Consider the following 26,561-nt stretch of genomic DNA (forward strand, 5'->3'; position numbering starts at 1 on the left):
AGGTCGCCGGCCGAGGGCTGGCTAGACTGGCGGCGCTTGAGTTTTTCTCATGAGGATGCCCCATGCAACTGGTTTGCCCGGCAGGGAATCTGCCTGCCCTCAAAGCGGCGGTGCGCCAAGGCGCCGATGCCGTCTATGTCGGCTTTCGCGATGACACCAATGCCCGGCATTTCGCCGGGCTGAACATGGACGACAAGCAGTTCGACGCGGCTGTCGCACACATCCGTCAACACCAACGCAAGCTGTACGTGGCGGTCAATACCTACCCGCAGCCCAAGGGCTGGGAACGTTGGCAACGGGCGGTGGACCGTGCCGCCGATTTCGGCGTGGATGCCCTGATTGCCGCCGACCCCGGCGTGCTCGGCTACGCCAGCCAGCGCCACCCGAAACTGGCGCTGCACCTGTCGGTACAAGGCTCGGCGACCCACGCTGCGGCCCTGGCTTTTTACGCCCAGCGCTATGACATCCGCCGCGCCGTGCTGCCGCGGGTACTGTCCCTGGCCCAGGTGCGACAGGTGGCGGCTGCCAGCCCGGTGCCGATCGAAGTGTTCGGTTTCGGCAGCCTGTGCATCATGGCTGAAGGCCGTTGCCACTTGTCTTCCTACATCACCGGCGAATCGCCGAACCTGTGCGGCGTCTGCTCGCCCGCCAAGGCGGTGCGCTGGAGCGAGGATGCCCAAGGCCTCAGCGCACGCCTGAGCGAGGTGCTGATCGACCGCTACACCCCCGAAGAACCGGCCGGTTATCCGACCCTGTGCAAAGGCCGCTTCCTGGTAGGCGGCAAGCGTTTCCATGCGCTGGAAGAACCCACCAGTCTCGACACCCTTGACCTGTTGCCGGAGCTGGCGGCCATCGGCGTCGAAGCGGTGAAGATCGAAGGTCGCCAACGCAGCCCGGCCTATGTTGAACAAGTGACCCGGGTCTGGCGCGCCGCACTGGATGCCCACCTGGTCGCGCCGCAACGGTTCCGGGTGCGGGAAGAATGGCGCCAGGTGCTGGCTGGCTTGTCCGAAGGCAGCCAGACCACCCTGGGTGCCTACCATCGATCATGGCAATGAGGGGAGGCCAGATGAAACTCAGCCTGGGACCGGTCCTGTTTTACTGGGACAAAGCGCAACTGGGGAATTTCTATGCCGAGATGTCGGCATTGCCGCTGGACGTGATTTACCTGGGGGAAACTGTGTGCTCCAAGCGCCGGGCCTTTTCTCTGGATCAATGGCTGGGGCTGGCGCGCGAGCTACAGACGTGCAGTCAGGCACAGATCGTGTTGTCGAGCCTGACACTGATCGAAGCGGCTTCGGAGCTGTCTTCGCTGCGCCGTCTGTGTGACAACGGCCAATTATTGGTGGAAGCCAATGACATGGGCGCGGTGCAGTTCCTGGCCGAACGCAAGCTGCCTTTCGTGGGCGGTCCTGCGTTGAATTTGTACAACGGTCACGCCCTGGGCCAATTGCTCGACAGCGGCATGGTCCGCTGGGTGCCACCGGTGGAGTGTTCGGCGGCGCTGATTGGCGATGTGCTGGAGCAAGTGCGAGACATGGAGCGTGAGGTGCCTGAAGTCGAGATCTTTGCCTACGGCCATCTGCCCCTGGCTTACTCGGCGCGCTGCTTCACCGCTCGTGCCGAAAACCGGCCCAAGGATGACTGCCAGTTCTGCTGCATCAATTACCCCGATGGCCTGGCGCTGAGCAGTCAGGAGGGCCAGCCGTTGTTTACGCTCAATGGCATCCAGACGATGTCCGGTGAGGTGAGCAACCTGCTGGCTGATTACAACGCTCTGGTGGCTTGCGGGGCCGACATCCTGCGCTTGAGTCCGCGAGCCCAGGGCATGGCCGAGGTGGTCACAGCCTTCGACAAGGTTCGCCAGGGCGAGGCACCGCCGCTGTTCGTCGAAGGGTGCAACGGCTACTGGCACGGCCATGCCGGCATGTTGAAGGTAGAGGAGGCGGGCCTGTGTTGAGTCCGAAGAAGTGGGTGCTCAAGGGCGCTGATCGCTTGCTGCCCCTGGTGGGCAAGGTGCCGTTCGTGGTGCAGCGCCTGGCGTTGCAACAGGCGCTCAATCGTTGCCTGGCCGAGCCGCTGCGCGATGGCGGGTTCGATGTGCTGCGTGGACGCTGGTTGTGCCTGCGGGTGCCGGACCTGAAGTTGTGCTGGTACCTGACCCTGGCGCGCGATGGATTGCGCATCGCCGAGCGGGCCGAGGCCCAGGTCACCATCAGCGGTAACTGGCGCGAGTTCCTGTTGCTGGCCAGCCGTCAGGAAGACCCCGATACGTTGTTCTTCCGGCGACGGCTGGTGATCGAGGGGGACACGGAGCTGGGGCTGGCGCTGAAGAACCTGATCGACAGTCTTGATCCGGAGGTATTGCCGCCTTGGTTGTGGCGCAATCTGGAGCGGGCGGGCAAGGGGTTGGCCGCAGTGTGATGAAAGCCCCAACCCTATTGCCCCTGGTGTATTCCTGTTCCGGTTGCTCCAACGTGGCGCAACTGGCCAACAACGTGGCCTTGCGCCTGGACCGCGCTGGCCTGGCCGAGATGTCCTGCATCGTCGGGGTCGGCGGGCATGTGGCGTCGCTAGTCAACAAGGCACGCTCGGGGCGGCGGATCATTGCCTTGGACGGTTGCCCGTTGCAATGCGTCCAGGCGTGCTTGCAGCAACACGACCTGGAAGCGGATGTGCATGTGATCCTGAGTCAGTTGGGCTGGCGCAAGCGTTTCGGGGTCGAGTGCTCGCAAGAAGAGGGCGATGCGTTGTTCGAGCGGTTGATACCGATGATAGGGGTTGATGAGATCGATGGGCCGAGCGGCGAGTAAAGAGCCCATACACTCCCTGTGGCGAGGGGATTTATCCCCGCTGGGCTGCGAAGCAGCCCCAAAGCTGAGTCTGCGGTGTATCAGGCAGTTGAGGGGGCGCTACGCGCCCCAGCGGGGATAAATCCCCTCGCCACAGGGGGACGGGGTGCCCGCTGTATAGGATTCGCAGCTATTGCTGGTAAGCCTCCAACGCTTCCTCGGCCAGGATACGAATGTTGCGCCGTTCCATGGCGATCAGGCCACCGTCCACCAAGCGATGCAGAATGCGCGAGAAGGTCTCTGGCTGAATCCCCAGCTTGGAGGCCACCAGGCGTTTGGACACCTGCAGCACCAACTGACCGTTGCGTGGATCGCGCTCCTGCAGCAGGAAATTGATCACCCGCCGACTGGCGCTGGCCAGGGTCAGGTTGTCGATGTCCTTGAGGCGTTGGTGCAGGTGGATGCTCATGCTCGCCAGGATCGCCAGGCAGACTTTGGGCTGGTCCTCCAGGGCCTTGCGGTAGTGGGTGCCCTCGATGCTCACCAGTACGCTGTCCTTGATTGCCGACGCACTGACCGGGTAGCACCGGGCCTCGCTGAATAGCAGGGCCTCGGCGAAGGTCTGTCCGGGCTGGATGATCTCCACCAGGTTCTCCTGGCCTTCGCCGGTGACCCGGAACAGCTTGATCTGGCCACTGACCAGCAGGAAAAACCGCTTGGCCGGGTCGCCCTGGTGCATGAGCGTGCTGTTGCTGTCCAGGCGCCTGAGGACGGCCAGGCTGCAGACATCTTCAAAGACCCGCTCCGGCAATTGGCTGAACAGGTGATGACGACGCAACAGTAAAACGATGGAAGGGTGGGTCAGCATGGCGTACCTCCGCGTGCCGTCATGGTAGGGCCCAAATCGTCGCCGGCCTATGCCTCGGCAGGCCTACCTCGGAAGAGGGAGGCCTGATGACTATCCTTGTGGCGAGGGAGCTTGCTCCCGCTGGGCTGCGTAGCAGCCCCAAAAAACAGGGCCGCTGCGCGCCCCAGCGGGAGCAAGCTCCCTCGCCACAGGTTATGTGTTGCTCATGGAATCTATTCGCCTGGCCTAACCCGCCCCGCGCAGATGTTCCATCGCCCACACCGCCGCTTCGACCCGTGAACGCAAGCCGAGCTTGTGCAGCAGGTTCTTCACATGCACCTTGACCGTGCCTTCGGTGATGCCCAGCTTGTGCCCGATGACCTTGTTGCTGTAGCCGCCAGCGATGGTCTTGAGCACCTGGCGTTCGCGCTCGGTCAGTTCTACATCGGCCTGGCGCGGTGGCGAGCGCAGCGCCTGGGCCATGACGCGGGTCAGGCCGGGGCTGATCACCAGGGCGCCGTTGAGGGCATCGCGGATGTACTGGATCAGCAACTCCGGCTCCATGTCCTTGAGCAGGTAGCCGTTGGCGTCCAGGCGCAGGGCGTCGCGAATGTCGTCCTCGGCATCGGACACGGTGAACAGCAGCACCTTGCCGGTGTAGTGCATGGCGCGCAGCCGGCGCAGGGTCTCGATGCCGTTCATCTGCGGCATGTTGTTGTCCAACAACACCAGGTCGGGCTTGAGCGGTTCGATCAGGGTCAGGGCTTCTTCGCCGTGGCTGGCTTCGCCAACGATCTGCAAATCGTCTTCGAGCTCAAGCATCTGACGGATGCCGCGACGCATCATCGGATGATCGTCGACCAGTAGCAGGGTGTGGCGCAGGGGGGCGTTCATGTTGCGAGGCCTTCGGTGTGTTGGCCCAGGAATTCCGGTTGGAAATGCACCTGGATGCGGGTGCCCTGGGGGGTACGGGAGTGAATCTGGAGCTGGCCGCGCAGGCTGCGGGCCCGTTCGTTCATGATGTTCAGGCCATGGTGTTCGCGCTGGTCCACCTCGCCGCTGAAGCCCCGGCCATCGTCTTCGATCGACAGCCGCACGGTCTCGCCTTCCTGGCGCAGTTCGAGCCAGGCGTTTTCGGCATGGGCATGGCGCAGGCAGTTGGACAGGGCCTCACGGGTGATCTGCAGGATGTGGATCTGCTCGCTGGCCGACAGCTCGAAGGCCAGGGTGTCGACGAACAGATGCACTTTGAAGTCCCCGCGGTTGGAGAACTCCTCGGCAGTGTCCTTGAGTTCTTCGACCAGGCCGTCATCGTGGATCTGCAAGCGGAAGGTGGTCAGCAACTCGCGCAACTGGCGATAAGCATTGTTGAGCCCTTCGCGCAGTTCACCGGTGACGGTCTCCAGGGTCTGCACCGGTTCGCCCCGACGCATCAGGGTCTGCATGCGGCTGACTTGCAGCTTCATGTACGACAAGGCCTGGGCCAGGGAGTCGTGGAGTTCGCGGGCAATGATCGTGCGTTCATCGAGCAGCAGCAGACGATGGTCCTGTTCGCGCTGGCGCTTGAGCGATAGCGACGTACCAATCAGGTTGGCCAGGGCCTGGATCAATGCGGTTTCCCAGGGCTGCGCGGCGTGGCCGTCGACAAAATGGGCCTTGAGCTCACCCAGTTCGTTGCCCTGGTTGCTGATGCTGAAGGCTTGCGGGCGTGCAGCGTTGTGTTTATGACAACTGGCGCAATCGCTGCTGGCGCAGACCTGGCGGCTGTCGGCGCCATGCAACGCCAGCAGGTGCCTGGCCGGTGCCTGCAATTGCCCTTGCAGGCACAGCGTCAGGCGCAGGCCCGGCAGGCGTTGTTGGAAGCGTCGGATCAGTTCATCCAGCCCTTCGGCATTGGCCTGTCGCGTCGCCAGGCTGCGACTGCTTTGGTACAGCAGTTCCAGGGCGGCGTTGGCCTGTTGCAGGTTCAGGGTCTTTTGCTGGACCTGGTTTTCCAGGGTGCGGTGCGATTGCTCGATGGTCTCGGCCATGGTGTTGAAACTGGTCGCCAACTGGCCCAGTTCATCTTCGGACTGGTGATTGACCCGCACCTGGAATTCGCCACGACGAAAGCGCTGGGTGGCGTCCACCAACTCCTGCAAGGGCGTGACCACGCCGTACTGCAATTCATACAGTCCGATCAGCAGGATGATCATGGTGCTGAACAGCGCCGCGCCCTGGATCACCTGCTGCCAGCCTTGCTTGTGCTCGCTCTGACGTTGCAGCAGGGTGACGAACTGGTCCAGTTGATCGACGAAGGTGTTGGCGCTGGCCTGGAAAAATGCCGAGTCACCACGCTCGATGGCCGGGCGCAAAGTCTGGTTCCAGCGCTGCACAAGGTCGCGATAGCTCTTGTGCAGGGAGGTTTCCGGCCCATCTTCCAGCACGGCGCGCAGGGCAGGGCTGTCGAGGCGTTGTTGCAGGCTGGCGATGATCGCGGGGACGTCGTCGTTGGCCCCCGCCGCCAGTTTCCAGCTCAGGTGGTAGGTCTCCATGCGCACGGAGCCAGCGGTATTGATAGCAGCAGCGTCGCCCTGGCTGAACCAGGCGATCAATCCGGCGCTCAAGGAACTGGCCAGGGCCAGGATGGCGATGAGGATCACCGCCAGCCCGGCGCGAGCGGGCAGGGAGCTGCGCAGCCAGCGCATCATCGACGCGGGCCTGCGGGGCAAAACTGTGATGCGAGCATAGGGGCGCCCTGGACCTGGGGGGGTGTAGCAGCCAATCCTGGGCGCACTACCTCTAAAGAGTTGTCGGCCGCTCCATTTCCATAAAAGCTTCGGCAGACTTGTTCAAGATATTGATAAATAAAGGGTTGTATCAATATCCGGGTCTACCTCCTTGGAGGTAGACGGGGCAAGCATAGGCCTGGACCGCCCCGGCACACGTTGACCCAAGTCAAGTTTTTGCGGGGTTCGTATCACTAGGCTGCGCTCATCGAACTGACGGAGTGCATCGTGATGCGAGCGCAAGTGCAACAAGGGCTGGTACTAGGGATGAGTACCCTGGCCTTCACCGTGTGCTTCATGGTCTGGATGATGTTTGCCGTGCTCGGCGTTCCGATCAAGGAGCTGCTGGCCCTCAACGAGACCCAATTCGGCCTGCTGGCGGCCACGCCGGTGCTGACCGGCTCGCTGGTGCGTTTGCCCCTGGGGCTTTTGACCGACCGCTTTGGCGGGCGGATCGTGTTCTTCCTGCTGATGCTGTCCTGCGTCCTGCCGCTGTACTTGATCACCCTCGCCACGGCCTTCTGGCAGTTCCTGGTGCTGGGCCTGTTCGTCGGCCTGGCCGGCGGTTCGTTCTCGGTGGGCATCGCCTATGTCGCCAAGTGGTTCGACAAGCAGAACCAGGGTTTCGCCATGGGCGTGTTCGGTGCCGGCAACGCGGGTGCGGCGGTGACCAAGTTCCTCGCTCCGGCCCTGATCGCGTTCGGCTCCTGGCACCTGGTGCCCAAGGTGTTCAGCGCCATCCTGTTCATCACCGCGCTGCTGTTCTGGTTTCTCACCAGCGAGAAAAAGGAGCACAGCGGCACCGGCGGCGCCACATTGCGCGAGCAGTTGAAAACCCTGAAAGAGCCGGCCGTGTGGCGCTACTGCCAGTACTACTCGATCGTCTTCGGCGGCTACGTGGCCCTGGCCTTGTGGATGACCAAGTACTACGTGCAGGAATACGGCTTCAGCCTGCAAAGCGCGGCGCTGCTGGCGGCGTGTTTCTCCCTGCCTGGTGGCGTGCTGCGGGCCGTCGGTGGCTGGATGTCCGACCGCTGGGGCGCCCAGAGCGTGACCTGGTGGGTGTTGTGGGTCAGCTGGATCTGCCTGTTCCTGCTCTCCTACCCCCAGACCCAACTGCAAGTGCAAACCGTCAACGGCATCGTCGATTTCCATATCGGCCTCAACGCCACGCTGTTCACCGTGCTGCTGTTCGTGATGGGCATCGCCTTTGCGTTCGGCAAGGCCTCGGTCTTCAAGTACATCGCCAACGACTACCCGAAAAACATGGGGGCAGTGTCCGGCATCGTCGGCCTGGCCGGCGGCCTGGGCGGGTTCGTGCTGCCGATCATGTTCGGCGCCCTGGTGGACCTCACCGGCGTGCGCTCGTCCTGCTTCATGTTGATGTACGGCGTGGTCTGGGTCTCCCTGGCCTGGATGTACTTCAGCGAAATACGCAAGCGCCCGCTGCTGGGTAAACAGCCGCCGGCCATTCAATCCCCGTTTTCCAGCATTGCCCAAGGAGAAGAACATGTCCGTTCTGCAAACGCCTGAAAAGGGCCCGGTCATTCATGACTGGCGTCCGGAAGATCCTGCTTTCTGGGGCAGTAGCGGCAAACTGACCGCCCGGCGCAACCTGTGGATTTCCATCCCGGCGCTGCTGTTGGCCTTCGCTGTGTGGATGGTCTGGAGCACGGTGATCGTGCGCCTGAATGCCATCGGCTTCAGTTTCAGCACCGACCAGCTGTTCTGGCTGGCGGCATTGCCGGGGCTGTCCGGTGCGACCTTGCGCATCTTCTACTCGTTCATGGTGCCGATCTTCGGTGGCCGGCGCTGGACCGCCCTGAGCACCGCATCGCTGCTGATCCCGGCGTTGTGGATGGGCTTCGCTGTGCAGAACCCGGCCACGCCCTACAGCGTGTTCGTGTTGATCGCGTTGCTCTGCGGTTTTGGCGGCGGCAACTTCGCCTCGAGCATGTCCAACATCAGCTTCTTCTACCCCAAGTCCCAGCAAGGCACGGCCCTGGGCCTGAACGCCGGGCTGGGTAACCTGGGGGTGTCGGTGATGCAGTTCAGCGTGCCGTTGGTGATCTCTTTCGGCGTGTTCGGCTTCATGGGCGGCCAGCCCCAGATGTTGGCCGATGGCAGCTCGCTGTGGTTGCAGAACGCCGGTTTCATCTGGGTGCCGTTCATCCTCGCCGTGACCCTGATTGCCTGGTTCGGCATGAACGACCTGTCCAGCGCCCGTGCTTCGTTCAGCGAGCAGGCGGTGATCTTCAAGCGCAAGCACAACTGGCTGATGTGCTGGTTGTACCTGGCGACCTTCGGCTCGTTCATTGGCTTTTCCGCCGCGTTTCCCCTGCTGATCAAGACTTCGTTCCCGGAAGTCATCGCCCTGAAATTCGCTTTCCTCGGCCCGCTGGTGGGCGCGCTGGTGCGGCCGTTGGGCGGCTGGCTGGCGGACAAGCTCGGTGGGGCCAAGGTCACCTTGTGGAACTTCGTGCTGATGATTCTGATGGTGTTCGGGGTCATGCACTTTTTGCCCCAAGGCGGCCAGGGCGGCAACTTCTACGGCTTCCTGGGCATGTTCATGTTGCTGTTCATCACCACGGGTGTGGGCAACGGTTCGACCTTTCGGATGATCCCGGTGATCTTCCGCACCCTGCATGAAAAAGCCGCCCTGGGCAAAAAGCCCGAGGTGCGCGAGCAAGCGCTCAAGAATGCCGGCAAGGAGTCGGCCGCGGTGCTGGGCTTCAGCTCGGCCATGGGCGCCTTCGGGGCGTTCTTCATCCCCAAATCCTTCGGCACTTCGATGGCCCTGACCGGCGGCCCGGAGATGGCCTTCTACATGTTCGTCGGCTTTTACCTGAGCTGCATCGTGGTGACCTGGTGGTGGTACGCCCGCAAGGGCGCGGCGACACCCTGCTAAGACGAATTCAACTATTGCGTGGGCGGGGCGCAGACCCCGCGGAGCAAGCCTGAGAGGAACACACTGTGAGTCATTTATTGGATCAACTGCGGTTTTTCAACCGTAAGCAAGGCGAGTTTTCCGATGGGCACGGCGAGACCCGCAAGGAGTCCCGCGACTGGGAGAACGTCTATCGTTCGCGCTGGCAGTACGACAAGATCGTGCGTTCCACCCATGGGGTGAACTGCACCGGTTCGTGCTCGTGGAAAATCTACGTCAAGAACGGCTTGATCACCTGGGAAACCCAGCAGACCGACTATCCGCGTACCCGCAACGACCTGCCCAACCACGAACCACGCGGCTGCCCTCGCGGCGCGAGCTACAGCTGGTACATCTACAGCGCCAACCGGCTCAAGTACCCGAAGATTCGCAAGCCATTGCTCAAGCTGTGGCGCGAAGCCCGGCAGACCCTGCCACCGGTGGAAGCCTGGGCCAGCATCGTCGAGGACAAGGCCAAGGCCGACTCCTATAAAAGCAAGCGCGGCATGGGTGGCTTCATCCGTTCCAACTGGGAAGAAGTCAACGAGATCATTGCCGCCGCCAACGTCTACACCGTCAAGACGCACGGCCCGGACCGGGTGGTGGGCTTCTCGCCGATCCCGGCCATGTCGATGGTCAGCTATGCCGCCGGCTCGCGTTACCTGTCGCTGATCGGTGGCGTGTGCCTGAGCTTCTACGACTGGTATTGCGACTTGCCGCCCGCTTCGCCGATGGTCTGGGGCGAGCAGACCGACGTGCCGGAATCGGCCGATTGGTACAACTCCAACTACATCATTGCCTGGGGCTCCAACGTCCCGCAGACCCGTACCCCTGACGCCCACTTCTTCACCGAGGTGCGCTACAAGGGCACCAAGACCGTGGCGATCACCCCGGACTATTCGGAAGTCGCCAAGCTCACCGACCTGTGGCTCAACCCCAAGCAGGGCACCGACGCCGCACTGGCCCAAGCCTTCAACCATGTGATCTTCAAAGAATTCCACCTGGACAAGCCCAGCGCCTATTTCACTGAATACGCCAAGCGCTACACCGACCTGCCGGTACTGGTGATGCTCAAGCCGATGCTTGGCGCTGCGCCGGGCGCGGGTTACCAGCCGGACCGTTTCCTGCGGGCCAGCGACCTGACCGACAACCTCGGCCAGGACAACAACCCGGAATGGAAAACCATCGCCATGGATGCCGCCGGCGAACTGGTTTCGCCCCAAGGCTCCATCGGCTATCGCTGGGGCGAGAAGGGCAAGTGGAACATCCTTCCCCGTGAAGGCGGCGAGGGGCGTGAGATCGACCTCAAGCTGAGCCTGATCGGTGGCGACGTCGCCGAGGTGGCGTTCCCGTACTTCGCCGGCGAAGCCCAGGAGTACTTCCAGCACGTGGCCGGTGATGCGGTGCAGTTCCGTCGGGTGCCGGTGCACAGCGTGGTGCTGGCCGATGGCAGCGTGGCGAAAGTCGCCACTGTATTCGACCTGTCGGCGGCCAACCTGGCGATCGACCGTGGCCTGGGCGGCGCCAACGTTGCCAAGGACTATGACGACGCTTCGGTGCCCGGCACCCCGGCCTGGCAGGAGCAGATCACTGGCGTAAGTCGCGAGAAGGCGATCCAGATCGCCCGCGAGTTTGCCGACAACGCCGACAAGACCCGTGGACGCTCGATGATCATCGTCGGTGCAGCGATGAACCACTGGTACCACATGGACATGAACTACCGCGGGCTGATCAACATGCTCATGCTCTGCGGTTGCGTCGGCCAGACCGGCGGCGGTTGGGCTCACTATGTGGGCCAGGAAAAACTCCGTCCGCAATGCGGCTGGCTGCCCCTGGCCTTTGGTCTGGACTGGAGCCGCCCGCCACGGCAGATGAACGGCACCAGCTTCTTCTATGGCCACAGTTCGCAATGGCGCCACGAGAAGATGAGCATGCACGACGTGCTCTCACCCCTGGCCGACAAATCGCAGTTCCCCGAGCACGCCCTGGACTACAACATCCGTGCCGAACGGGCCGGCTGGTTGCCGAGCGCGCCGCAACTCAACACCAACCCGCTGCACATCTGCCGCGATGCCGCCGCCGCGGGCCTGGAACCCAAGGACTACGTGGTCAAGTCGCTGCAGGACGGTTCCCTGCGCTTTGCCTGCGAACAGCCGGACAGCCCGGTGAACTTCCCGCGCAACATGTTCATCTGGCGTTCCAACCTGCTGGGCTCCTCGGGCAAGGGCCACGAGTACATGCTCAAGTACCTGCTGGGCACCAAGAACGGCGTGATGAACGAAGACATCGGCCATGGCACCGAGTGCAAACCCACCGAAGCCGAATGGGTCGACGAGGGCGCCATTGGCAAGCTCGACCTGGTGACCACCCTGGACTTCCGCATGTCCTCGACCTGTGTGTATTCCGACATCGTCTTGCCGACCGCCACCTGGTACGAAAAAGACGACATGAACACCTCGGACATGCACCCGTTCATCCACCCACTGTCGGCCGCCATCGATCCGGCCTGGGAATCGCGTTCGGACTGGGAAATCTACAAGGGCATCGCCAAGGCGTTTTCCGCCATGTCGGTCGGCCACCTGGGTGTCGAGAAAGACCTGGTCACCGTACCGCTGATGCACGACAGCGTCGGCGAACTGGCCCAACCCTTTGGCGGCACCGACTGGAAAAGTGCCGGTGTGGCGCCGGTCCCGGGCAAGAACGCACCGAACCTGCAGGTGGTGGAGCGCGACTACCCGAACATCTACAAGCAGTTCACCTCCCTGGGCCCGATGCTGGAAAAACTCGGCAACGGCGGCAAGGGCATCAACTGGAACACCGAGACTGAAGTGAAATTCCTCGGCGAACTGAACCACAAGGAAGTCGAGGCCGGCATCAGCCAAGGGCGACCAAAGATCGACAGCGCCATCGACGCCGCCGAAGTGATCCTGTCCCTGGCCCCGGAAACCAACGGCCATGTCGCGGTGAAAGCCTGGGCAGCGCTGTCGGAGTTCACCGGCATCGACCACAGCCACCTGGCCGTCTCCAAGGAGCACGAGGCCATTCGTTTCCGCGACATCCAGGCCCAGCCACGCAAGATCATTTCCAGCCCGACCTGGTCTGGCCTGGAAGACGATCACGTGAGCTACAACGCCGGCTACACCAACGTCCATGAGTCGATCCCATGGCGCACCATCACCGGTCGCCAGCAGTTCTACCAGGATCACCCGTGGATGCAGGCGTTCGGCGAACAGCTGATGAGCTACCGGCCACCGGTCAACACCCGCACCATCGCCGGCGTGAAGGGTAAGCGCAGCAATGGCGAGACCGAGATCGTCTTGAACTGGATCACCCCGCACCAGAAGTGGGGCATCCACAGCACCTACAGCGACAACCTGCTGATGCTGACCTTGAGCCGTGGTGGACCGATTGTCTGGCTCTCGGAAATCGACGCCAAGCGCGCCGGTATCGAGGACAACGACTGGATCGAATGCTTCAACGTCAACGGCGCGCTGACCGCCCGGGCGGTGGTCAGCCAGCGGGTCAAGGAAGGCATGGTGATGATGTACCACGCCCAGGAACGGATCGTGAACGTGCCCGGTTCCGAAACCACCAAGACCCGTGGCGGCCACCACAACTCGGTGACCCGCGTGGTGCTCAAGCCCACCCACATGATCGGTGGCTACGCCCAGCAGGCCTACGGCTTCAACTATTACGGCACGGTCGGTTGCAACCGCGACGAATTCGTCGTGGTGCGCAAGATGGTCAAGGTCGATTGGCTCGATGGTTCCAGTGGCGATGATTTGCCGCGTCCACTGCCGACTGATATCGAGGAGAACTGAGATGAAGATTCGCTCACAAATCGGCATGGTCCTGAACCTGGACAAATGCATCGGCTGCCACACCTGCTCGATCACCTGCAAGAACGTCTGGACCAGCCGCGAAGGCATGGAGTACGCCTGGTTCAACAACGTCGAATCCAAGCCGGGCATCGGCTATCCCAAGGAATGGGAAAACCAGGACAAGTGGAAGGGCGGCTGGATCCGCAACGCAGACGGTTCGATCAACCCGCGCATCGGCGGCAAATTCCGCGTACTGGCGAATATCTTCGCCAACCCGGACCTGCCGAGCCTGGACGATTACTACGAACCGTTCGACTTCGACTACCAGCACTTGCACACCGCACCGCTGGGCGAGCACCAGCCCACCGCGCGACCACGCTCGGTGGTGTCCGGCAAGCGCATGCAGAAGATCGAGTGGGGCCCGAACTGGGAGGAAATCCTCGGCACTGAATTCGCCAAGCGGCGCAAGGACAAGAACTTCGACAAGATCCAGGCGGACATCTACGGCGAGTACGAAAACACTTTCATGATGTACCTGCCGCGCCTTTGCGAGCACTGCCTGAACCCGGCGTGCGCGGCATCGTGCCCGAGCGGCGCGATCTACAAGCGCGAAGAGGACGGCATCGTCCTGATCGACCAGGAGAAATGCCGTGGCTGGCGCATGTGCATCAGCGGCTGCCCTTACAAGAAGATTTACTTCAACTGGAAGAGCGGCAAGTCGGAAAAATGCATCTTCTGCTACCCGCGTATCGAAGCCGGGATGCCGACTGTTTGCGCTGAAACCTGCGTCGGCCGGATCCGTTACCTCGGCGTGCTGCTGTACGACGCCGACCGTATCAGCGAAGTGGCAAGCACCGCCGATGAGAAGGACCTGTACGAGAAGCAACTGGAGATTTTCCTCGACCCCAACGACCCGGCAGTGATTCGCCAAGCCCTGGCCGATGGCGTGCCGCAGTCGGTGATCGATTCGGCGCAACGTTCGCCGGTCTACAAAATGGCCGTGGATTGGAAACTCGCACTGCCGCTGCACCCGGAATACCGCACCTTGCCAATGGTCTGGTACGTGCCGCCACTGTCGCCGATCCAGAACGCTGCCACGGCTGGCACCGTGGGCATGAACGGGGTGATCCCGGACGTCGACAGCCTGCGCATCCCGCTGCGCTACCTGGCGAACATGCTCACCGCCGGTGATGAAAAACCGGTCAAGCTTGCGCTCAAACGCTTGCTGGCGATGCGTGCCTACAAACGTTCCGAGCAGGTCGACGGCGTGCAGGACCTGCAAGTGCTGGCCGACGTCGGCTTGAGCGTGAACCAGGTGGAAGAGATGTACCGCTACCTGGCCATCGCCAACTACGAAGATCGCTTCGTCGTACCAAGCGCCCACCGCGAAGACGCCATGAGCGACGCGTTCGCCGAGCGCTCCGGTTGCGGCTTCAGCTTTGGCAGCGGTTGCAGTGGCAGCTCCGACACCAACATGTTCGGTGGCAAGAAGGTCAACCGCCGCGACGTGATCAAAACCGTGCAGTTGTGGGAGGAATGAGCATGCGCATTCTCAAGGTGATTTCGTTGCTGCTCGACTACCCGACCGAGACCCTGGTGGCCGGTCGGGATGAGCTGGAACAAGCGATTCTCCAGGCACGGGAAATCAGTCCCAACCAGCGCGCCGGGCTGTTTGAATTGCTGGAGGTGATCTGCGGCAAGGACCTGATGGATGGCCAGGAGCACTACGGTGCGCTGTTCGGCCGCGGTCGTTCGCTGTCGCTGCTGCTGTTCGAACATGTCCATGGCGAATCCCGCGACCGTGGCCAGGCCATGGTCGACATGATGGCCCAGTACGAAGAGGCCGGTTTTGCCATCGGCGTCAAGGAACTACCTGACTACATCCCGCTGTACCTGGAGTTTCTTTCCACCCGCGAAGACCTCGAGGCCCGCGAGGGCCTGGCCGATGTGGCGCACCTGCTGGCCTTGCTCGCGGCGCGCCTGGACGAACGTGAAAGCGCCTACGCCAGTTGCTTCCGCGCCTTGCTACAAATCGCCGGGGCCGAGCCTCAGGTGGCCGTGGCCGAGTTGCGCGAGCAAGTGAAGGCCGAGCCACGGGATGACTCCCTCGAGGCCCTGGACAAGGTCTGGGAAGAAGAGGCGGTGGATTTCATGAAGGCCGAACAGCAGGACCGTTGCAGCTCGATGCCCAGCGCGCCGGGCAAGGCGCGAGACGAAAGTGCGGTGCCGCTGCACTGGGTGGATTTTCAGCATGAAGGGCTGGCCGCAGCGCCAGCCGGGGAGGTGGGTAATGTCTAAATGGGATCTGTTGTTGTTCGGGGTCTACCCCTATGTCGCCTTGGCGATTTGCCTGCTTGGCAGTTGGGCACGCTTTGATCTGTCCCAGTACACCTGGAAGGCCGGTTCCAGCCAGATGCTGAACAAGCGCGGCATGCGCGTGGCCAGCAACCTGTTTCACATCGGCGTGCTGTTCGTGCTGGCCGGCCACTTCGTCGGCCTGCTGACACCCTCGGCGATCTACCACCACGTGCTGAGCACCGAGAACAAGCAGTTGCTGGCGATGGTCTCCGGCGGTTTCTTCGGCGTACTGGGCCTGATCGGCCTGGTGATGCTGCTCAACCGTCGCCTGACCGACCCACGGGTTCGCGCCACCTCCAATGCGTCGGACATCCTCGTGCTGGTGGTGCTGCTGGTGCAACTGGTGCTGGGGCTGATGACCATCGTGGCCTCTACCGCCCATATGGACGGCTCGGTAATGGTGATGCTGGCTGACTGGGCCCAAAACACCGTGCTGTTGCGTCCGGTTGAAGCCGCTACCTCGATAGCGCCGGTAGGCCTGGTCTACAAGCTCCACGTGGTGCTGGGCCTGACCTTGTTCGTGTTGTTCCCGTTCACTCGTCTGGTCCATATCGTCAGTGCGCCGGTCTGGTACCTGGGACGTCGTTATCAAATCGTTCGGCAGAAGTTTTGAGGAGAAGATCATGGCGAGTGGATGCGGATGTGGCGGTAGTGGTGGCGGCAGCGGCGGCTGCGGTTCTTCGGCAAAAGCGGCACCGGTGATCGCGCCGGTGGCCGATGCCGAACCGGCGGGGGCGGTGCAGTTCGAGCCGGCCCAGGCCGGGCCGGTGGCGGAGGATGAAGCGCCACAGTTGATTGCCAGCAGTGAACAGGAGTGGCCGATCATCAGCGTCAACGGGGTGTCGATCACCCCGCAGGCGATGGCCCAGGAGCTGCAATACCACCCGGCGGAAAGCCGCGAGGAGGCGGTTTATCAGGCGGCACGGGCCTTGGTGATTCGCGAATTGCTCCAGCAACGCATCGCCGAACTGGGCCTGGCGTTACAGGTCGGCGCCGGCGAAAACGAAGAGGAAGCGGCCACGCGGCTATTGCTCGAACGTGAGGTGCAGGTGCCGCAGTGCGACGAGGCCACCTGCCTGCGTTATTACGAAAGCAACCGAGCGCGGTTTCACAGCGCACCGTTGCTGGCGGTGCGGCACATCCTGCTCGAATGCGCGCCGGACGATGCCGAGGCGCGCAGCCTGGCTCATGTCCAGGCCGAGCTGCTGCTGGAGCGGTTGGATCAGTTCCCGGGCAGTTTTGCCGAGTTGGCGCTCAAGCATTCGGCGTGTCCATCCAAGGAGCAGGGCGGCTCGCTGGGGCAGATCAGCAAGGGCCAGACTGTGCCTGAGCTGGAGCGCCAGTTATTCACCCTGCCGGCGGGCCTGGCCGGTAAACCGCTGGAAAGTCGCTATGGCTGGCACGTGATCAGCATCGACCAGCGCATCGATGGCCAGCCATTGCCGTACGAGGCGGTGGCGACGGCGATTCGTACCCAGTTGCAGCAGGGCGTATGGCAAAAAGCGCTGGTGCAGTACCTGCAAACCCTGATCGGTGCGGCGGACATTCGCGGCATTCATCTTCAGGGTGCCGACTCGCCGCTGGTGCAGTGAGTACGGGCTCAATCAGGAGGTCTTCATGAATGCGGTGTTGCAGGACGGATTTGGGCGCCAGATCGATTATTTGCGGATGTCGGTGACCGATCGTTGTGATTTTCGTTGTGTGTATTGCATGGCGAAAAACATGACGTTCCTGCCGCGTCAGCAGGTGTTGACCTTGGAGGAGTTGCAGCGTCTGGCGCGGCTGTTCGTCGGCCTGGGGGTGAAGAAAATCCGCCTGACCGGTGGCGAGCCGCTGATCCGTCCGGGCATCGTCAGGCTGTGTCGCGAGATCGCGGCATTGCCCGGCCTGCGGGAACTGGTGATGACCAGCAACGGCTCGCAGTTGGGGCGATTGGCCCAGCCGCTGGTCGATGCTGGCGTCAAGCGCATGAACATCAGCCTCGATAGCCTGGACGGCGAACGTTTTCGGGCGATTACCCGCAACGGCAACCTGGACCAGGTGCTGGCCGGGATTGAAGCGGCGCAGGTCGCTGGGTTCGAGCGGGTCAAGTTGAACTGCGTGGTGATGAAAGGACGCAACTTCGATGAGGTCCCGGCGCTGGTGCAGTACGCCATCGATCAACGCATCGACATCAGTTTTATCGAGGAGATGCCGTTGGGGGAGGTGGGGCGTTCCCGGGGCGAGTCGTTCTGTTCCAGCGATGAGGTCCGGGCTGTGATCGCCGCTCATCACCGGTTGCTCGACAGTACGGAGAACAGTGGTGGCCCGGCGCGTTATGTACGTTTGGAACAGCATCCGGATACCCGGATCGGTTTCATTTCCCCCAACACTCACAACTTCTGCGCCAGTTGCAATCGCGTGCGCATGACCGTTGAAGGGCGCTTGCTGTTGTGCCTGGGGCAGGAGGATTCTCTCGATCTGCGTGGCTTGTTGCGGCGTTATCCGTTGGATGACCAGCCGGTTATTCAGGCGGTGCAGAAGGCGTTGCGTGGGAAGCCTTTGCGCCATGACTTCAATCCTGGTGGGGAGGTGCAGATTGTGCGGTTCATGAATATGAGTGGGGGTTAAGGGCTGACGCGGACCCTGTGGCGAGGGAGCTTGCTCCCGCTGGGGTGCGCAGCAGCCCTGTTTTGTTCTTGGCGCAGGGATGTTGTTGATCGGGGGCATATCCATTGCTGCGGTAACGGCGGCTTATGGTTCCGCTCTTACAGCGGCTCACTTTTGAGAAGCGCAAAAGTAAGCAAAACGCTTTTGCCCCACCACTCGGTGCCTCGCCTAGGCTCGGCATGCCCGAACGCAGGCATTGCTCCGTGGGCCGCCGCGAAGGGCCATCCATGGCCCAGCGCGGCTATCCCGGCATCCATGCCGGGATGCCCACTGCGCAATGCCTGCGTTCGGCCAGCGTGGTTAACGGGGCGCCGAAATCAACGTCCACCGCGAGGCGGCCTTATAGCCGGCCTGGCTCTGCGGCCATACCCCGATCCAACTGTGGGAGCGGGCTTGCTCGCGAAGGCGGCCTGCCAGCCGGCCTATTTCTTCCGGTCGCACCCCGATCCCATTGTACGAGGCGCATTGCCCCCCCTTCCAAGCGGGTTGGCCGTCGCTCCCGAATCTTGATATCGATCAATTGCAACTCGATCGTTTGGCCGTACTCTCCACTGCATGTTGTGTTTATGCGAATCAAAAAGCCTATATGTAGTGTCTGGAGCCAAAATGCAGAGCACGTTGATCTCAGTAGGGTGTAACCGCTTGCACAAGCGCGATGGTAGTGTGGTCGCCTTCGATGCGGACAAGATCCGCCAGGCGCTGATCGCCGCTGGCAAGGCCACTGGCGAATACGCCGAAGCCGAGGCCGAGGCGTTGCTGGAGGCGGTGTTGGCGCGGTTGGAAGGGCAGACGCGGTTGAACGTCGAGCAGATCCAGGACCGTGTCGAGCGGGTGTTGATGGATGCCGGTTTCTTTCTCTCCATGCGTGCCTACATCGTCTATCGCGAGCAACACGGACGCCTGCGTCGGGATCGCCGTACGCTGGTGGAAGTCGCCACGTCGATGAACGAATACTTGGACCGCGAAGACTGGCGCGTGCAGGCCAACGCCAACCAGGGCTATTCCCTCGGCGGGCTGATCCTCAACGTATCGGGCAAGGTCACCGCCAACTACTGGCTCGACGAGGTCTACAGCCAGGCCATCGGCCAGGCGCACCGCGAGGCGGACCTGCATATCCACGACCTGGACATGCTCGCCGGCTATTGTGCCGGCTGGTCGTTGCGCACCCTGTTGCACGAAGGCCTCAATGGCGTGCCAGGGCGGGTCGAGGCCGGGCCGCCCAAGCATCTGAGCAGTGCCCTGGGACAGATGGTGAATTTCCTCGGCACCCTGCAGAACGAATGGGCCGGCGCCCAGGCGTTCAGCTCGTTCGACACATACCTGGCACCTTATGTGCGCAAGGACCAGCTCAGCTACGACGAGGTCCGGCAGTCGTTGCAGGAGTTCATCTACAACCTCAACGTACCGTCGCGCTGGGGCACGCAAACCCCGTTCACCAACCTGACGTTCGATTGGGTCTGCCCACAGGACTTGCGTGAACAGATACCGATCATCGGTGGCGAAGAGATGCCGTTCGCCTACGGTGACCTGCAAGCGGAAATGGAACTGATCAACCGCGCCTACATCGAGGTGATGCAGGCCGGCGATGCGAAAGGGCGGGTGTTCACCTTCCCGATCCCGACCTACAACATCACCCACGACTTCCCGTGGGACAGCGAGAACGCCGACCGGCTGTTCGAAATGACCGCCCGTTACGGTTTGCCGTATTTCCAGAACTTCCTCAACTCGGACATGCAACCCAACCAGGTGCGGTCGATGTGCTGCCGCCTGCAACTGGACGTGCGCGAACTGCTCAAGCGCGGTGGCGGCTTGTTCGGCTCGGCGGAGCAGACCGGCTCCCTGGGCGTGGTGACGATCAACTGCGCGCGCCTGGGTTATCTGTACAAGGGCGACACCAGCGCGTTGCTGCAACGCCTCGATGCCCTGATGGAACTGGCGATGGAGAGCCTGGAGGTCAAGCGCAAGGTCATCCAGCATCACATGGATGCCGGTTTGTATCCGTACACCAAGCGCTACCTGGGCACCTTGCGCAATCACTTCTCCACCATCGGCGTGAATGGCCTGCACGAAATGCTGCGCAATTTCACCGATGACCAACAAGGCCTGCACACCGAGCAAGGCCGGGCATTCGCCCTGAAACTGTTGGATCACGTGCGGGCCACGCTGCTGCGATTCCAGGAAGAAACCGGCCACCTCTACAACCTCGAAGCCACGCCCGCCGAGGGCACCACCTACCGCTTCGCCAAGGAAGACCTCAAGCGCTATCCGGATATCTTGCAGGCCGGCAGCCCAGTCGCACCGTACTACACCAACTCGTCGCAACTGCCGGTGGGCTTCACCGAGGATCCGTTCGAAGCCCTGGAGCTGCAAGACGAACTGCAATGCAAATACACCGGCGGCACCGTGTTGCACCTGTACATGGCAGAGCAGATTTCCTCCACACAGGCTTGCAAGCAACTGGTGCGCAAGGCACTGGGCCGTTTCCGCCTGCCGTACCTGACCATCACGCCGACCTTCTCCATCTGTCCGGTGCACGGTTACTTGGCCGGCGAACATGAGTTTTGCCCGAAATGCGACGAGGCCTTGCTGCTGCAACAACAGCGCCAGGGCAGCGTTCACTGATCCGATCCATCGACCGCAAGGAGCTTCACCCATGAATGCATCGCAAAGCCTTCCACAAGCACAGCGTCAACGCTGCGAAGTCTGGACCCGAGTGATGGGTTATCACCGCCCGGTGGCGGCCTTCAACCCAGGTAAGCAGTCCGAGCATCGCGAGCGGGTGCACTTCACCGAACGCGCGGCCGGGCGTCCATGAGTCGAGTGCTACGGGTCGGGGGCATGGTGCCCCTGACCACCCTCGATTATCCGGGCCAACTGGCGTGCGTACTGTTTTGCCAAGGCTGTGCCTGGCGTTGTCGTTATTGCCATAACCCGCAACTGATCCCGCCGCGCGGTAGCGAGGAGGTGGATTGGTGCCGGGTGTTGGCGTTCCTGCAGCGCCGTCAGGATCTGCTCGACGCCGTGGTGTTCAGTGGCGGTGAGCCAACCTTGCAGGACGGCCTGGCGCCGGCCATGGAGGAAGTGCGGCAGATGGGCTTTCGCATCGGCCTGCACAGCGCCGGCATCAAGCCGGCGGCCTTCGCCAAAGTGGTCGGGCTTGCCGACTGGGTGGGTTTCGACGTCAAGGCCTTGCCCGAAGATGCCCTGGACGTGACCCGTGTCGAAGGCAGCGGCGCCGCCAACTGGCGCAGCCTTGACCACCTGCTGGCCAGCGGCGTGGACTATGAATGTCGCACAACGGTGCACTGGCATTTGTTCGACCCCGAGCGGTTGCTGAACCTGGCCCGACGCTTGAGCGAACGCGGCGTCACGCGGTTCGCGGTGCAACTGGTGCGCACTGCGCGGATGTTCGATCCCCACCTTTCCAGCGTTTCGGCACAAGCCTTGCAGCCTGAGCTGTGGGCCGCCATGCGCGAGTTGTTCCCCTCGTTCGTCTTACGCAGTTGAGCGAGCGCCGGGATGAACGACCGACAGCGGCCCGGGATGACCGGGCCACACTTTTTTAGGTTTTCAAATGCGCTGCCAACCGGCAGGTAGTTGAACAGGGAGCATTTGATATGACCAGACTCACCACCGCCCAACGCATCGTGATCGGCTTTGCCATCGCGCCACTGGCCTTGATTGCCCTGGCGCTTTACGCCTTGAGCGACCTGGCGATGCTGCGCGACCAGGCCGAGCAGATCGTCAGGCAGGATTGGCCGAAGATCGACCCGATCATGGTGATCGCCACGGGCGTGCGCGATAACGCCAGGAATACCCGGGATTTGTTGATCGACAAGAACAATGCGCAAGTCCAGCAATCCATCGACGCCACCCGACAACGGATTACCCAGGCCTTCGCCACGCTGGAGCCGCTGTTCGATCAGCCTGAAGGCAAGGCCGCGTATGCCGAGTTGAAGAAACGTCGCGAGGCCTACGTGGCGGCGTTCGTCCAGGTGCAGGCGTTGATCCGCCAGGGCGCGACGGACGAGGCGATGACGCAGCTCAAGCAGGGCGTGATTCCGGCGGAGCTTGAGGTGTACAAAAGCCTCGAAGGGATGATGGCGATGCAGGGCAAGGTCTTTGTCGAACGTGAGCACTTGGCCCAGGCACGTTACAACGATGCGCGGCGCAACATGCTGGCGTTGGTGCTGGCCTGCCTGGCCCTGGTGACGACCGTGGCGATCCTGGTGACCCGCAGTGTGACCCGTCCCCTGGGTGGTGAACCCAATGACGCGGCGCGGGTGCTTAACCTCATCGCCCAGGGCGACCTGACGATCCGCGTGCCCGTGGGTGTCGGTGCCAATGACAGCGTGATGAGTAACATGCACGACATGCAGCAGAGTCTCAACAGCATGGTCCGGCACATTGCGGCCTCGGTGGATCGAGTGGCCAGTTCCTCCGAAGAACTGAGCGCGGTGAGCAGCCAGACCAGCAGCACCTTGCAGTTGCAGGGGCATGAAATCGAACAGGCTGCCGCGGCCGTGAACCAGATGACCGCCGCGGTGGACGAAGTGGCGCGCAATGCGGTGAGCACCAGCGAAGCCTCGCGGGTGTCCGAGCAAACGGCCCAGCGTGGTCGTGAACAGGTCCAGGAAACGGTGGCTTCCATTACCGCGCTGGCCGAAGGTGTGACGGACAGTTCCGGCCGAATCCAGCAATTGGCCGGGCGGGTACAGGACATCAGCTCGGTGCTGGATGTGATCCGCAGCATTGCCGAGCAGACCAATCTCCTGGCACTGAACGCCGCCATCGAAGCCGCCCGCGCCGGTGATGCCGGGCGTGGTTTTGCAGTGGTGGCCGATGAAGTCCGGGCGCTGGCTCATCGGACCCAGGATTCGACTCGGGAAATCGAGGGCATGATCGGTAATATCCGCCTGGACAGCGGGCATGCGGTGAGCTCCATGCAGAACAACAGCGAACTGGTGCAAGCCACGCTGCTGGTGGCCCAGCGCTCCGGCGAGGCCCTGGATGAAATCGCCCATTCGATCTCGCAGATCAACGAGCGCAACCTGATGATCGCCAGCGCCACGGAACAGCAGGCGCTGGTGGCGCGAGAGGTGGATCGTAACCTGGTGGACATTCGCAACCTGTCCGAACAGGTCATGCTGGGCGCGCGGCATACCGATACGGCGGGCCAGGACCTGGCGCAGATGGCCGGGTCACTGCATGAGACGGTGGCGCGGTTCAAGGTCTAGGCCGATCAATGTCAGGGCCTCGGCCCCACAATCCCTTGTGGGAGTGAGCTTGCTCGCGATAGCGGAGGGTCAGCTAGTGATAGTGTTGGCTGTGCTAAGGGTGGAACCCTAAGCCGCCGTTACCTAAATAACGGATATACACACCAAGTCAGGAGTTCCCAGCGACCGGCTCAGAAGCACCCAATCGCGGCCCGGCCGAATAACGAATCACACTAAGAACCGCCAACGTCGCAACCACCAACCCAGGAGACGTCGCCAGCAATACGGCCGTGGTCCCACCCCCTGCCGCCAGGATCTGTCCGGCAGCCAGCGGCCCGGCCACCGACCCCAGGCGTCCGATGGCCACCGCTGCACCAACCCCCGTCGCACGTACGGAGGTAGGGTAGGAGGGCGGCGCCAAGGCATAGAGGACCAATTGCGCAGCCATGACAAACAACCCAGCGGCGAACCCGGCAATGGCCATCGGCACGATACCGACCGAAAACCCGACCCCGGCCAGGGCGCTCAGCAGTCCGGCATAGACGAACAGCACCACCTTGATGCCATTGCAACGGTCCAGCAACAGGCCACCGAGCAACGAGCCCAGCGCTCCGCCGATGTTGAACAGCATTTGCACCAGGCCGGCCTGGGGTTTGCTGAAGCCCTGTTCCAGCAGCAACGACGGCAGCCAGTTGAGCAACATGTACATCACCGTCAGGGTGAAGAAATAACTCAGCCACAGCGCCAAGGTGGTACGGCCGCGACCTTCACCAAACAGCGCCTGAGTGGTGGAGCCGCGCGCTGTGCCGCCATCCTGCGCCTGGCGAAAGGCGCTGGATTCGGGGAGCCACAAGAGCATCAGCGGGACCACCAACAGGGGCGCCAACCCGCCGATGAAAAACGTCATCTGCCAGTGTTCGCCAAACAACATGGCGACCACTGCCGCCAACGCACCACCCAACGGAACGCCGGCGTACATCACGCTGATGGCCGTGCCCCGGCGCTGCTCGCCCACGGCTTCGGCGCACAGGGCGATGAGGTTGGGCAGGGCGGCGCCCAAGCCCAGGCCGGTCATGAAACGCACCAGCAAGAGGCTGGAGAAGTGTTCGACATAAGCGGTGCTGAGGGAAAACACGCCGAACAGCAAGACAGCGGCGATGAGAATTTTCTTGCGACCGATGCGATCAGCGATCCAGCCGCCAAAGAACGCACCAGGCAACAGCCCGATGATCCCGGCACTGAATACCCAACCCATCATTTTCGGGTCCAGGGCAAACGTCTGTCGCAGCCCTGCGGCTGCGGTACCGGCTGACTGAAGGTCGAAACCCTCGATCAACGCGACGATGAAGCACAAGGCGATAGTCAGCGTCGCACGACGCGCCGGACGGTTCATGGCAAATCCTCTTATTGTTTTTGTGAGGGACACCGGCTCGGAGGATAACCGGCAGGCGCATTTAAGATTAACAAAGCTAACTAAAAAATGAAGGATGCCAAGGGCGAGCCATAAACGGGCCAGATCACTATGAAAATCATGGGCTTGGTATGAATATTCAAGTCAGTTGGTAAATTGGTTAATGATATTAATGTTCGATTATCGGTCAGTGTTGATTGACGAAGCACCCGTGCGGTTTCCATTCTTGGTTCCCACGGCCCCCATCACCAAGGCTGGGCCGATCAAAACAACAACAATAAGTGGATATCGAACATGCCAAACCTTGCCCGGGACGCCTCGATGGCGCGCCTTGTTTTCTCGTTCGCCAGTCTGCTGGCCTGCCTCGGGCTGAGCCTGGGTTCTCCTGCCTTGCGGGCGGAGGGCTTCATCGACGACAGCCACGGTACCCTGACCCTGCGCAATTACTACATGGACCGCGACTACAAGGACGGCGGCGCCAAGACCGCGGCCAGGGAGTGGGCCCAAGGTGTGTTCATGAACGTCGAGTCGGGGTTTACCCCAGGGACGGTTGGGTTCGGCCTCGATGTGAGGGGGTTGCTGGGCATCAAGCTCGACTCATCGCCTGACCGAAGCGGCACCGAACTGTTACCGGTATCGAGCAGCGACAAGCGTGCGGCGGATGAGTATTCGCGCCTGGGTGTGACCGGTAAGCTGCGTTTCGCGCAAACCACGGTGAAGACCGGCGATGTATCGATCTTCCTGCCGTTTGCCTTTGCCAGCCCATCGCGGCTGCTGCCGCAGACTTTTCGCGGGACGACCCTCAGTTCCAAGGACATCGACGGCTTGACGTTGAACACCGGTTATATCGATCGCATCGCCCGGCGCGATTCCACCGACTACCAACCGATGAGCATCGCCTCGCCCAACCGTCGTTTCAACGGTGCGGCGACTTCGTCCCATATGGCTTATGGGGGCGGCGACTACCAGGTCAACAAAGACCTCAGCCTGCGGGCTTACCACGCCGAAGTGGCGGATTTGTATCAACAGAACACCTTGGCGTTATTGCATAACCTGCCCTTGGGCGATGGCGTCCTGACCACTGACCTGCGCAGTTTTTTCAGCGACGAAGACGGCGCGGCCAAGGCTGGCAAAGTGGATAACCGCAACGTCTCGGCGCTGGTCGGCTATCGCCTGGGCGGCCATCGCGTGAGCCTGGGCTACATGCATTCCAGTGGTGATACGGCCACGCCTTATGTGTCCGGCACCGAGCTGATGGGCTTGAGCGAAATGACCATGAGCTCGGATTTCCTCAATGCCAAGGAACGCACCTGGCAGGCGATCCATGACTACGACTTTGCCGCCGTGGGCGTGCCGGGCCTGCGCAGTCGACTGCGTTATGTGCGTGGTGATCACATCGAATTGGCGGCTCTCAATGCCGAGGATCGCAAGGAGCGTGAGTTCCAGATGGAGCTGGGATACGTGATCCAGGGCGGCCCGCTGAAAAACGTCGGGCTGCTGGCACGCAAATCGATCTATCGCAACAACTTCCCGGGTACGGCGGCGTTTCGCGACGAGAACCAGACCCGGTTCCTGATGACGTACAGCGTGCCGATCTGGTGATGCCTTGACGAGCCATGCAGTGCTTTTGTGGCGAGGGAGCTTGCTCCCGCTGGGCTGCGAAGCAGCCCCCTTCGCGCGCCACCCTGATTATCGGTGTTGTTGCAGACTTTTCAGGGCCGCTGCGCGCCCCAGCGGGAGCAAGCTCCCTCGCCACAGGGGAGCGGTGTCCTT

21 protein-coding genes are annotated in these 26,561 nt (G+C 62.2%); 17 read left to right on the forward strand and 4 right to left on the reverse strand.

Features of this window, described 5'->3' with window-relative positions; translation table 11 throughout:
- Positions 1-62 precede the first annotated feature (62 nt).
- The 4 genes from BLO97_RS21465 to BLO97_RS21480 are packed head-to-tail and all read left to right on the forward strand — an operon-like array spanning position 63 to position 2,813.
- The gene (locus BLO97_RS21465; RefSeq protein WP_092347915.1) at positions 63-1,058 is read left to right on the forward strand and encodes a ubiquinone anaerobic biosynthesis protein UbiU; all 996 of its coding nucleotides are present in this window, start codon (positions 63-65) and stop codon (positions 1,056-1,058) included.
- An 11-nt stretch (positions 1,059-1,069) separates the two neighbouring features.
- Positions 1,070-1,960, forward strand: coding sequence for a U32 family peptidase (locus tag BLO97_RS21470; RefSeq protein WP_092347918.1), 891 nt, complete (start codon positions 1,070-1,072; stop codon positions 1,958-1,960).
- Complete coding sequence (locus BLO97_RS21475) at positions 1,954-2,424, forward strand: ubiquinone anaerobic biosynthesis accessory factor UbiT (RefSeq protein ID WP_092347921.1); 471 nt, start codon at positions 1,954-1,956, stop codon at positions 2,422-2,424. Before BLO97_RS21470 ends, BLO97_RS21475 begins: the two co-directional genes overlap by 7 nt.
- Positions 2,424-2,813, forward strand: a complete 390-nt coding sequence (locus BLO97_RS21480; RefSeq protein ID WP_092347924.1) for a putative zinc-binding protein — start codon at positions 2,424-2,426, stop codon at positions 2,811-2,813. Before BLO97_RS21475 ends, BLO97_RS21480 begins: the two co-directional genes overlap by 1 nt.
- A 169-nt stretch (positions 2,814-2,982) precedes the next feature.
- On the opposite strand, the gene BLO97_RS21485 is transcribed toward BLO97_RS21480, so the two are convergent.
- The 3 genes from BLO97_RS21485 to BLO97_RS21495 all read right to left on the reverse strand — a co-directional run bounded on the left by BLO97_RS21485 (position 2,983) and on the right by BLO97_RS21495 (position 6,329).
- Complete coding sequence (locus tag BLO97_RS21485) at positions 2,983-3,660, reverse strand: Crp/Fnr family transcriptional regulator (RefSeq protein ID WP_063320852.1); 678 nt, start codon at positions 3,658-3,660, stop codon at positions 2,983-2,985.
- A gap of 225 nt (positions 3,661-3,885) precedes the next feature.
- Positions 3,886-4,533 (reverse strand): two-component system response regulator NarL, encoded by a 648-nt coding sequence (gene narL, locus BLO97_RS21490; RefSeq protein ID WP_003202460.1) that lies wholly within the window; start codon positions 4,531-4,533, stop codon positions 3,886-3,888.
- Positions 4,530-6,329, reverse strand: coding sequence for a HAMP domain-containing protein (locus BLO97_RS21495; protein WP_092347927.1), 1,800 nt, complete (start codon positions 6,327-6,329; stop codon positions 4,530-4,532). Before BLO97_RS21495 ends, narL begins: the two co-directional genes overlap by 4 nt.
- A gap of 309 nt (positions 6,330-6,638) precedes the next feature.
- Here BLO97_RS21495 and BLO97_RS21500 point away from each other — a divergent pair, with 309 nt between their 5' ends.
- From BLO97_RS21500 to BLO97_RS21555, 12 genes are all read left to right on the forward strand, one after another.
- Positions 6,639-7,940, forward strand: a complete 1,302-nt coding sequence (locus BLO97_RS21500) for an MFS transporter (RefSeq protein WP_371856951.1) — start codon at positions 6,639-6,641, stop codon at positions 7,938-7,940.
- Positions 7,918-9,315 (forward strand): NarK family nitrate/nitrite MFS transporter, encoded by a 1,398-nt coding sequence (locus BLO97_RS21505; RefSeq protein WP_072347932.1) that lies wholly within the window; start codon positions 7,918-7,920, stop codon positions 9,313-9,315. Before BLO97_RS21500 ends, BLO97_RS21505 begins: the two co-directional genes overlap by 23 nt.
- Positions 9,316-9,380: 65 nt before the next feature.
- Entirely contained in the window at positions 9,381-13,154 is a 3,774-nt protein-coding gene (locus BLO97_RS21510; protein ID WP_092347930.1) for a nitrate reductase subunit alpha, read from the forward strand.
- 1 nt (position 13,155) lies between these two features.
- Positions 13,156-14,694, forward strand: coding sequence for a nitrate reductase subunit beta (narH, locus tag BLO97_RS21515; RefSeq protein ID WP_092347933.1), 1,539 nt, complete (start codon positions 13,156-13,158; stop codon positions 14,692-14,694).
- Positions 14,695-14,696: 2 nt separating this feature from the next.
- On the forward strand, positions 14,697-15,452 hold the full coding sequence (gene narJ / locus BLO97_RS21520; RefSeq protein WP_092145744.1) for a nitrate reductase molybdenum cofactor assembly chaperone: 756 nt from the start codon (positions 14,697-14,699) through the stop codon (positions 15,450-15,452).
- Entirely contained in the window at positions 15,445-16,125 is a 681-nt protein-coding gene (narI, locus tag BLO97_RS21525) for a respiratory nitrate reductase subunit gamma (protein ID WP_063320860.1), read from the forward strand. Before narJ ends, narI begins: the two co-directional genes overlap by 8 nt.
- A 10-nt stretch (positions 16,126-16,135) precedes the next feature.
- The gene (locus BLO97_RS21530) at positions 16,136-17,104 is read left to right on the forward strand and encodes a peptidylprolyl isomerase (RefSeq protein WP_063320861.1); all 969 of its coding nucleotides are present in this window, start codon (positions 16,136-16,138) and stop codon (positions 17,102-17,104) included.
- 25 nt (positions 17,105-17,129) lie between these two features.
- Positions 17,130-18,122, forward strand: coding sequence for a GTP 3',8-cyclase MoaA (moaA, locus tag BLO97_RS21535; RefSeq protein ID WP_092347936.1), 993 nt, complete (start codon positions 17,130-17,132; stop codon positions 18,120-18,122).
- A 645-nt stretch (positions 18,123-18,767) separates the two neighbouring features.
- Complete coding sequence (locus BLO97_RS21540; protein WP_092145740.1) at positions 18,768-20,783, forward strand: ribonucleoside triphosphate reductase; 2,016 nt, start codon at positions 18,768-18,770, stop codon at positions 20,781-20,783.
- A 31-nt stretch (positions 20,784-20,814) separates the two neighbouring features.
- The gene (gene nrdD / locus BLO97_RS21545) at positions 20,815-20,976 is read left to right on the forward strand and encodes an anaerobic ribonucleoside-triphosphate reductase (RefSeq protein ID WP_003202433.1); all 162 of its coding nucleotides are present in this window, start codon (positions 20,815-20,817) and stop codon (positions 20,974-20,976) included.
- Positions 20,973-21,668, forward strand: a complete 696-nt coding sequence (locus BLO97_RS21550; RefSeq protein WP_092347939.1) for an anaerobic ribonucleoside-triphosphate reductase activating protein — start codon at positions 20,973-20,975, stop codon at positions 21,666-21,668. Before nrdD ends, BLO97_RS21550 begins: the two co-directional genes overlap by 4 nt.
- Before the next feature lie 110 nt (positions 21,669-21,778).
- Entirely contained in the window at positions 21,779-23,398 is a 1,620-nt protein-coding gene (locus BLO97_RS21555) for a methyl-accepting chemotaxis protein (protein WP_092145737.1), read from the forward strand.
- Between the two features lie 148 nt (positions 23,399-23,546).
- Here BLO97_RS21555 and mhpT read toward each other — a convergent pair whose 3' ends face one another.
- Positions 23,547-24,770: a 3-(3-hydroxy-phenyl)propionate transporter MhpT gene (gene mhpT / locus BLO97_RS21560; RefSeq protein WP_092347942.1), complete on the reverse strand. Its 1,224-nt coding sequence runs from the start codon at positions 24,768-24,770 to the stop codon at positions 23,547-23,549.
- A 312-nt stretch (positions 24,771-25,082) separates the two neighbouring features.
- Between mhpT and BLO97_RS21565 the strand changes: the two genes are divergently transcribed.
- Positions 25,083-26,390 (forward strand): OprD family porin, encoded by a 1,308-nt coding sequence (locus BLO97_RS21565; RefSeq protein ID WP_092347945.1) that lies wholly within the window; start codon positions 25,083-25,085, stop codon positions 26,388-26,390.
- Positions 26,391-26,561 lie beyond the last annotated feature (171 nt).

Origin of the sequence: Pseudomonas sp. NFACC05-1, from assembly GCF_900100135.1 — a bacterium.
Classification (GTDB): Bacteria; Pseudomonadota; Gammaproteobacteria; order Pseudomonadales; family Pseudomonadaceae; genus Aquipseudomonas; species Aquipseudomonas fluorescens_Q.

Bases quoted from the DNA above. Each gene is read 5' to 3' on its own strand.
- narI (WP_063320860.1), top strand. From the start codon at position 15,445: ATGTCTAAATGGGATCTGTTGTTGTTCGGGGTCTACCCCTATGTCGCC.
- BLO97_RS21495 (WP_092347927.1), bottom strand. From the start codon at position 6,329: ATGATGCGCTGGCTGCGCAGCTCCCTGCCCGCTCGCGCCGGGCTGGCG.
- narL (WP_003202460.1), bottom strand. From the start codon at position 4,533: ATGAACGCCCCCCTGCGCCACACCCTGCTACTGGTCGACGATCATCCG.
- BLO97_RS21565 (WP_092347945.1), top strand. From the start codon at position 25,083: ATGCCAAACCTTGCCCGGGACGCCTCGATGGCGCGCCTTGTTTTCTCG.
- BLO97_RS21530 (WP_063320861.1), top strand. From the start codon at position 16,136: ATGGCGAGTGGATGCGGATGTGGCGGTAGTGGTGGCGGCAGCGGCGGC.
- BLO97_RS21465 (WP_092347915.1), top strand. From the start codon at position 63: ATGCAACTGGTTTGCCCGGCAGGGAATCTGCCTGCCCTCAAAGCGGCG.
- BLO97_RS21480 (WP_092347924.1), top strand. From the start codon at position 2,424: ATGAAAGCCCCAACCCTATTGCCCCTGGTGTATTCCTGTTCCGGTTGC.
- BLO97_RS21505 (WP_072347932.1), top strand. From the start codon at position 7,918: ATGTCCGTTCTGCAAACGCCTGAAAAGGGCCCGGTCATTCATGACTGG.
- mhpT (WP_092347942.1), bottom strand. From the start codon at position 24,770: ATGAACCGTCCGGCGCGTCGTGCGACGCTGACTATCGCCTTGTGCTTC.
- BLO97_RS21540 (WP_092145740.1), top strand. From the start codon at position 18,768: ATGCAGAGCACGTTGATCTCAGTAGGGTGTAACCGCTTGCACAAGCGC.
- narJ (WP_092145744.1), top strand. From the start codon at position 14,697: ATGCGCATTCTCAAGGTGATTTCGTTGCTGCTCGACTACCCGACCGAG.
- narH (WP_092347933.1), top strand. From the start codon at position 13,156: ATGAAGATTCGCTCACAAATCGGCATGGTCCTGAACCTGGACAAATGC.
- BLO97_RS21555 (WP_092145737.1), top strand. From the start codon at position 21,779: ATGACCAGACTCACCACCGCCCAACGCATCGTGATCGGCTTTGCCATC.
- BLO97_RS21500 (WP_371856951.1), top strand. From the start codon at position 6,639: ATGCGAGCGCAAGTGCAACAAGGGCTGGTACTAGGGATGAGTACCCTG.
- BLO97_RS21485 (WP_063320852.1), bottom strand. From the start codon at position 3,660: ATGCTGACCCACCCTTCCATCGTTTTACTGTTGCGTCGTCATCACCTG.
- nrdD (WP_003202433.1), top strand. From the start codon at position 20,815: ATGAATGCATCGCAAAGCCTTCCACAAGCACAGCGTCAACGCTGCGAA.
- BLO97_RS21550 (WP_092347939.1), top strand. From the start codon at position 20,973: ATGAGTCGAGTGCTACGGGTCGGGGGCATGGTGCCCCTGACCACCCTC.
- moaA (WP_092347936.1), top strand. From the start codon at position 17,130: ATGAATGCGGTGTTGCAGGACGGATTTGGGCGCCAGATCGATTATTTG.
- BLO97_RS21470 (WP_092347918.1), top strand. From the start codon at position 1,070: ATGAAACTCAGCCTGGGACCGGTCCTGTTTTACTGGGACAAAGCGCAA.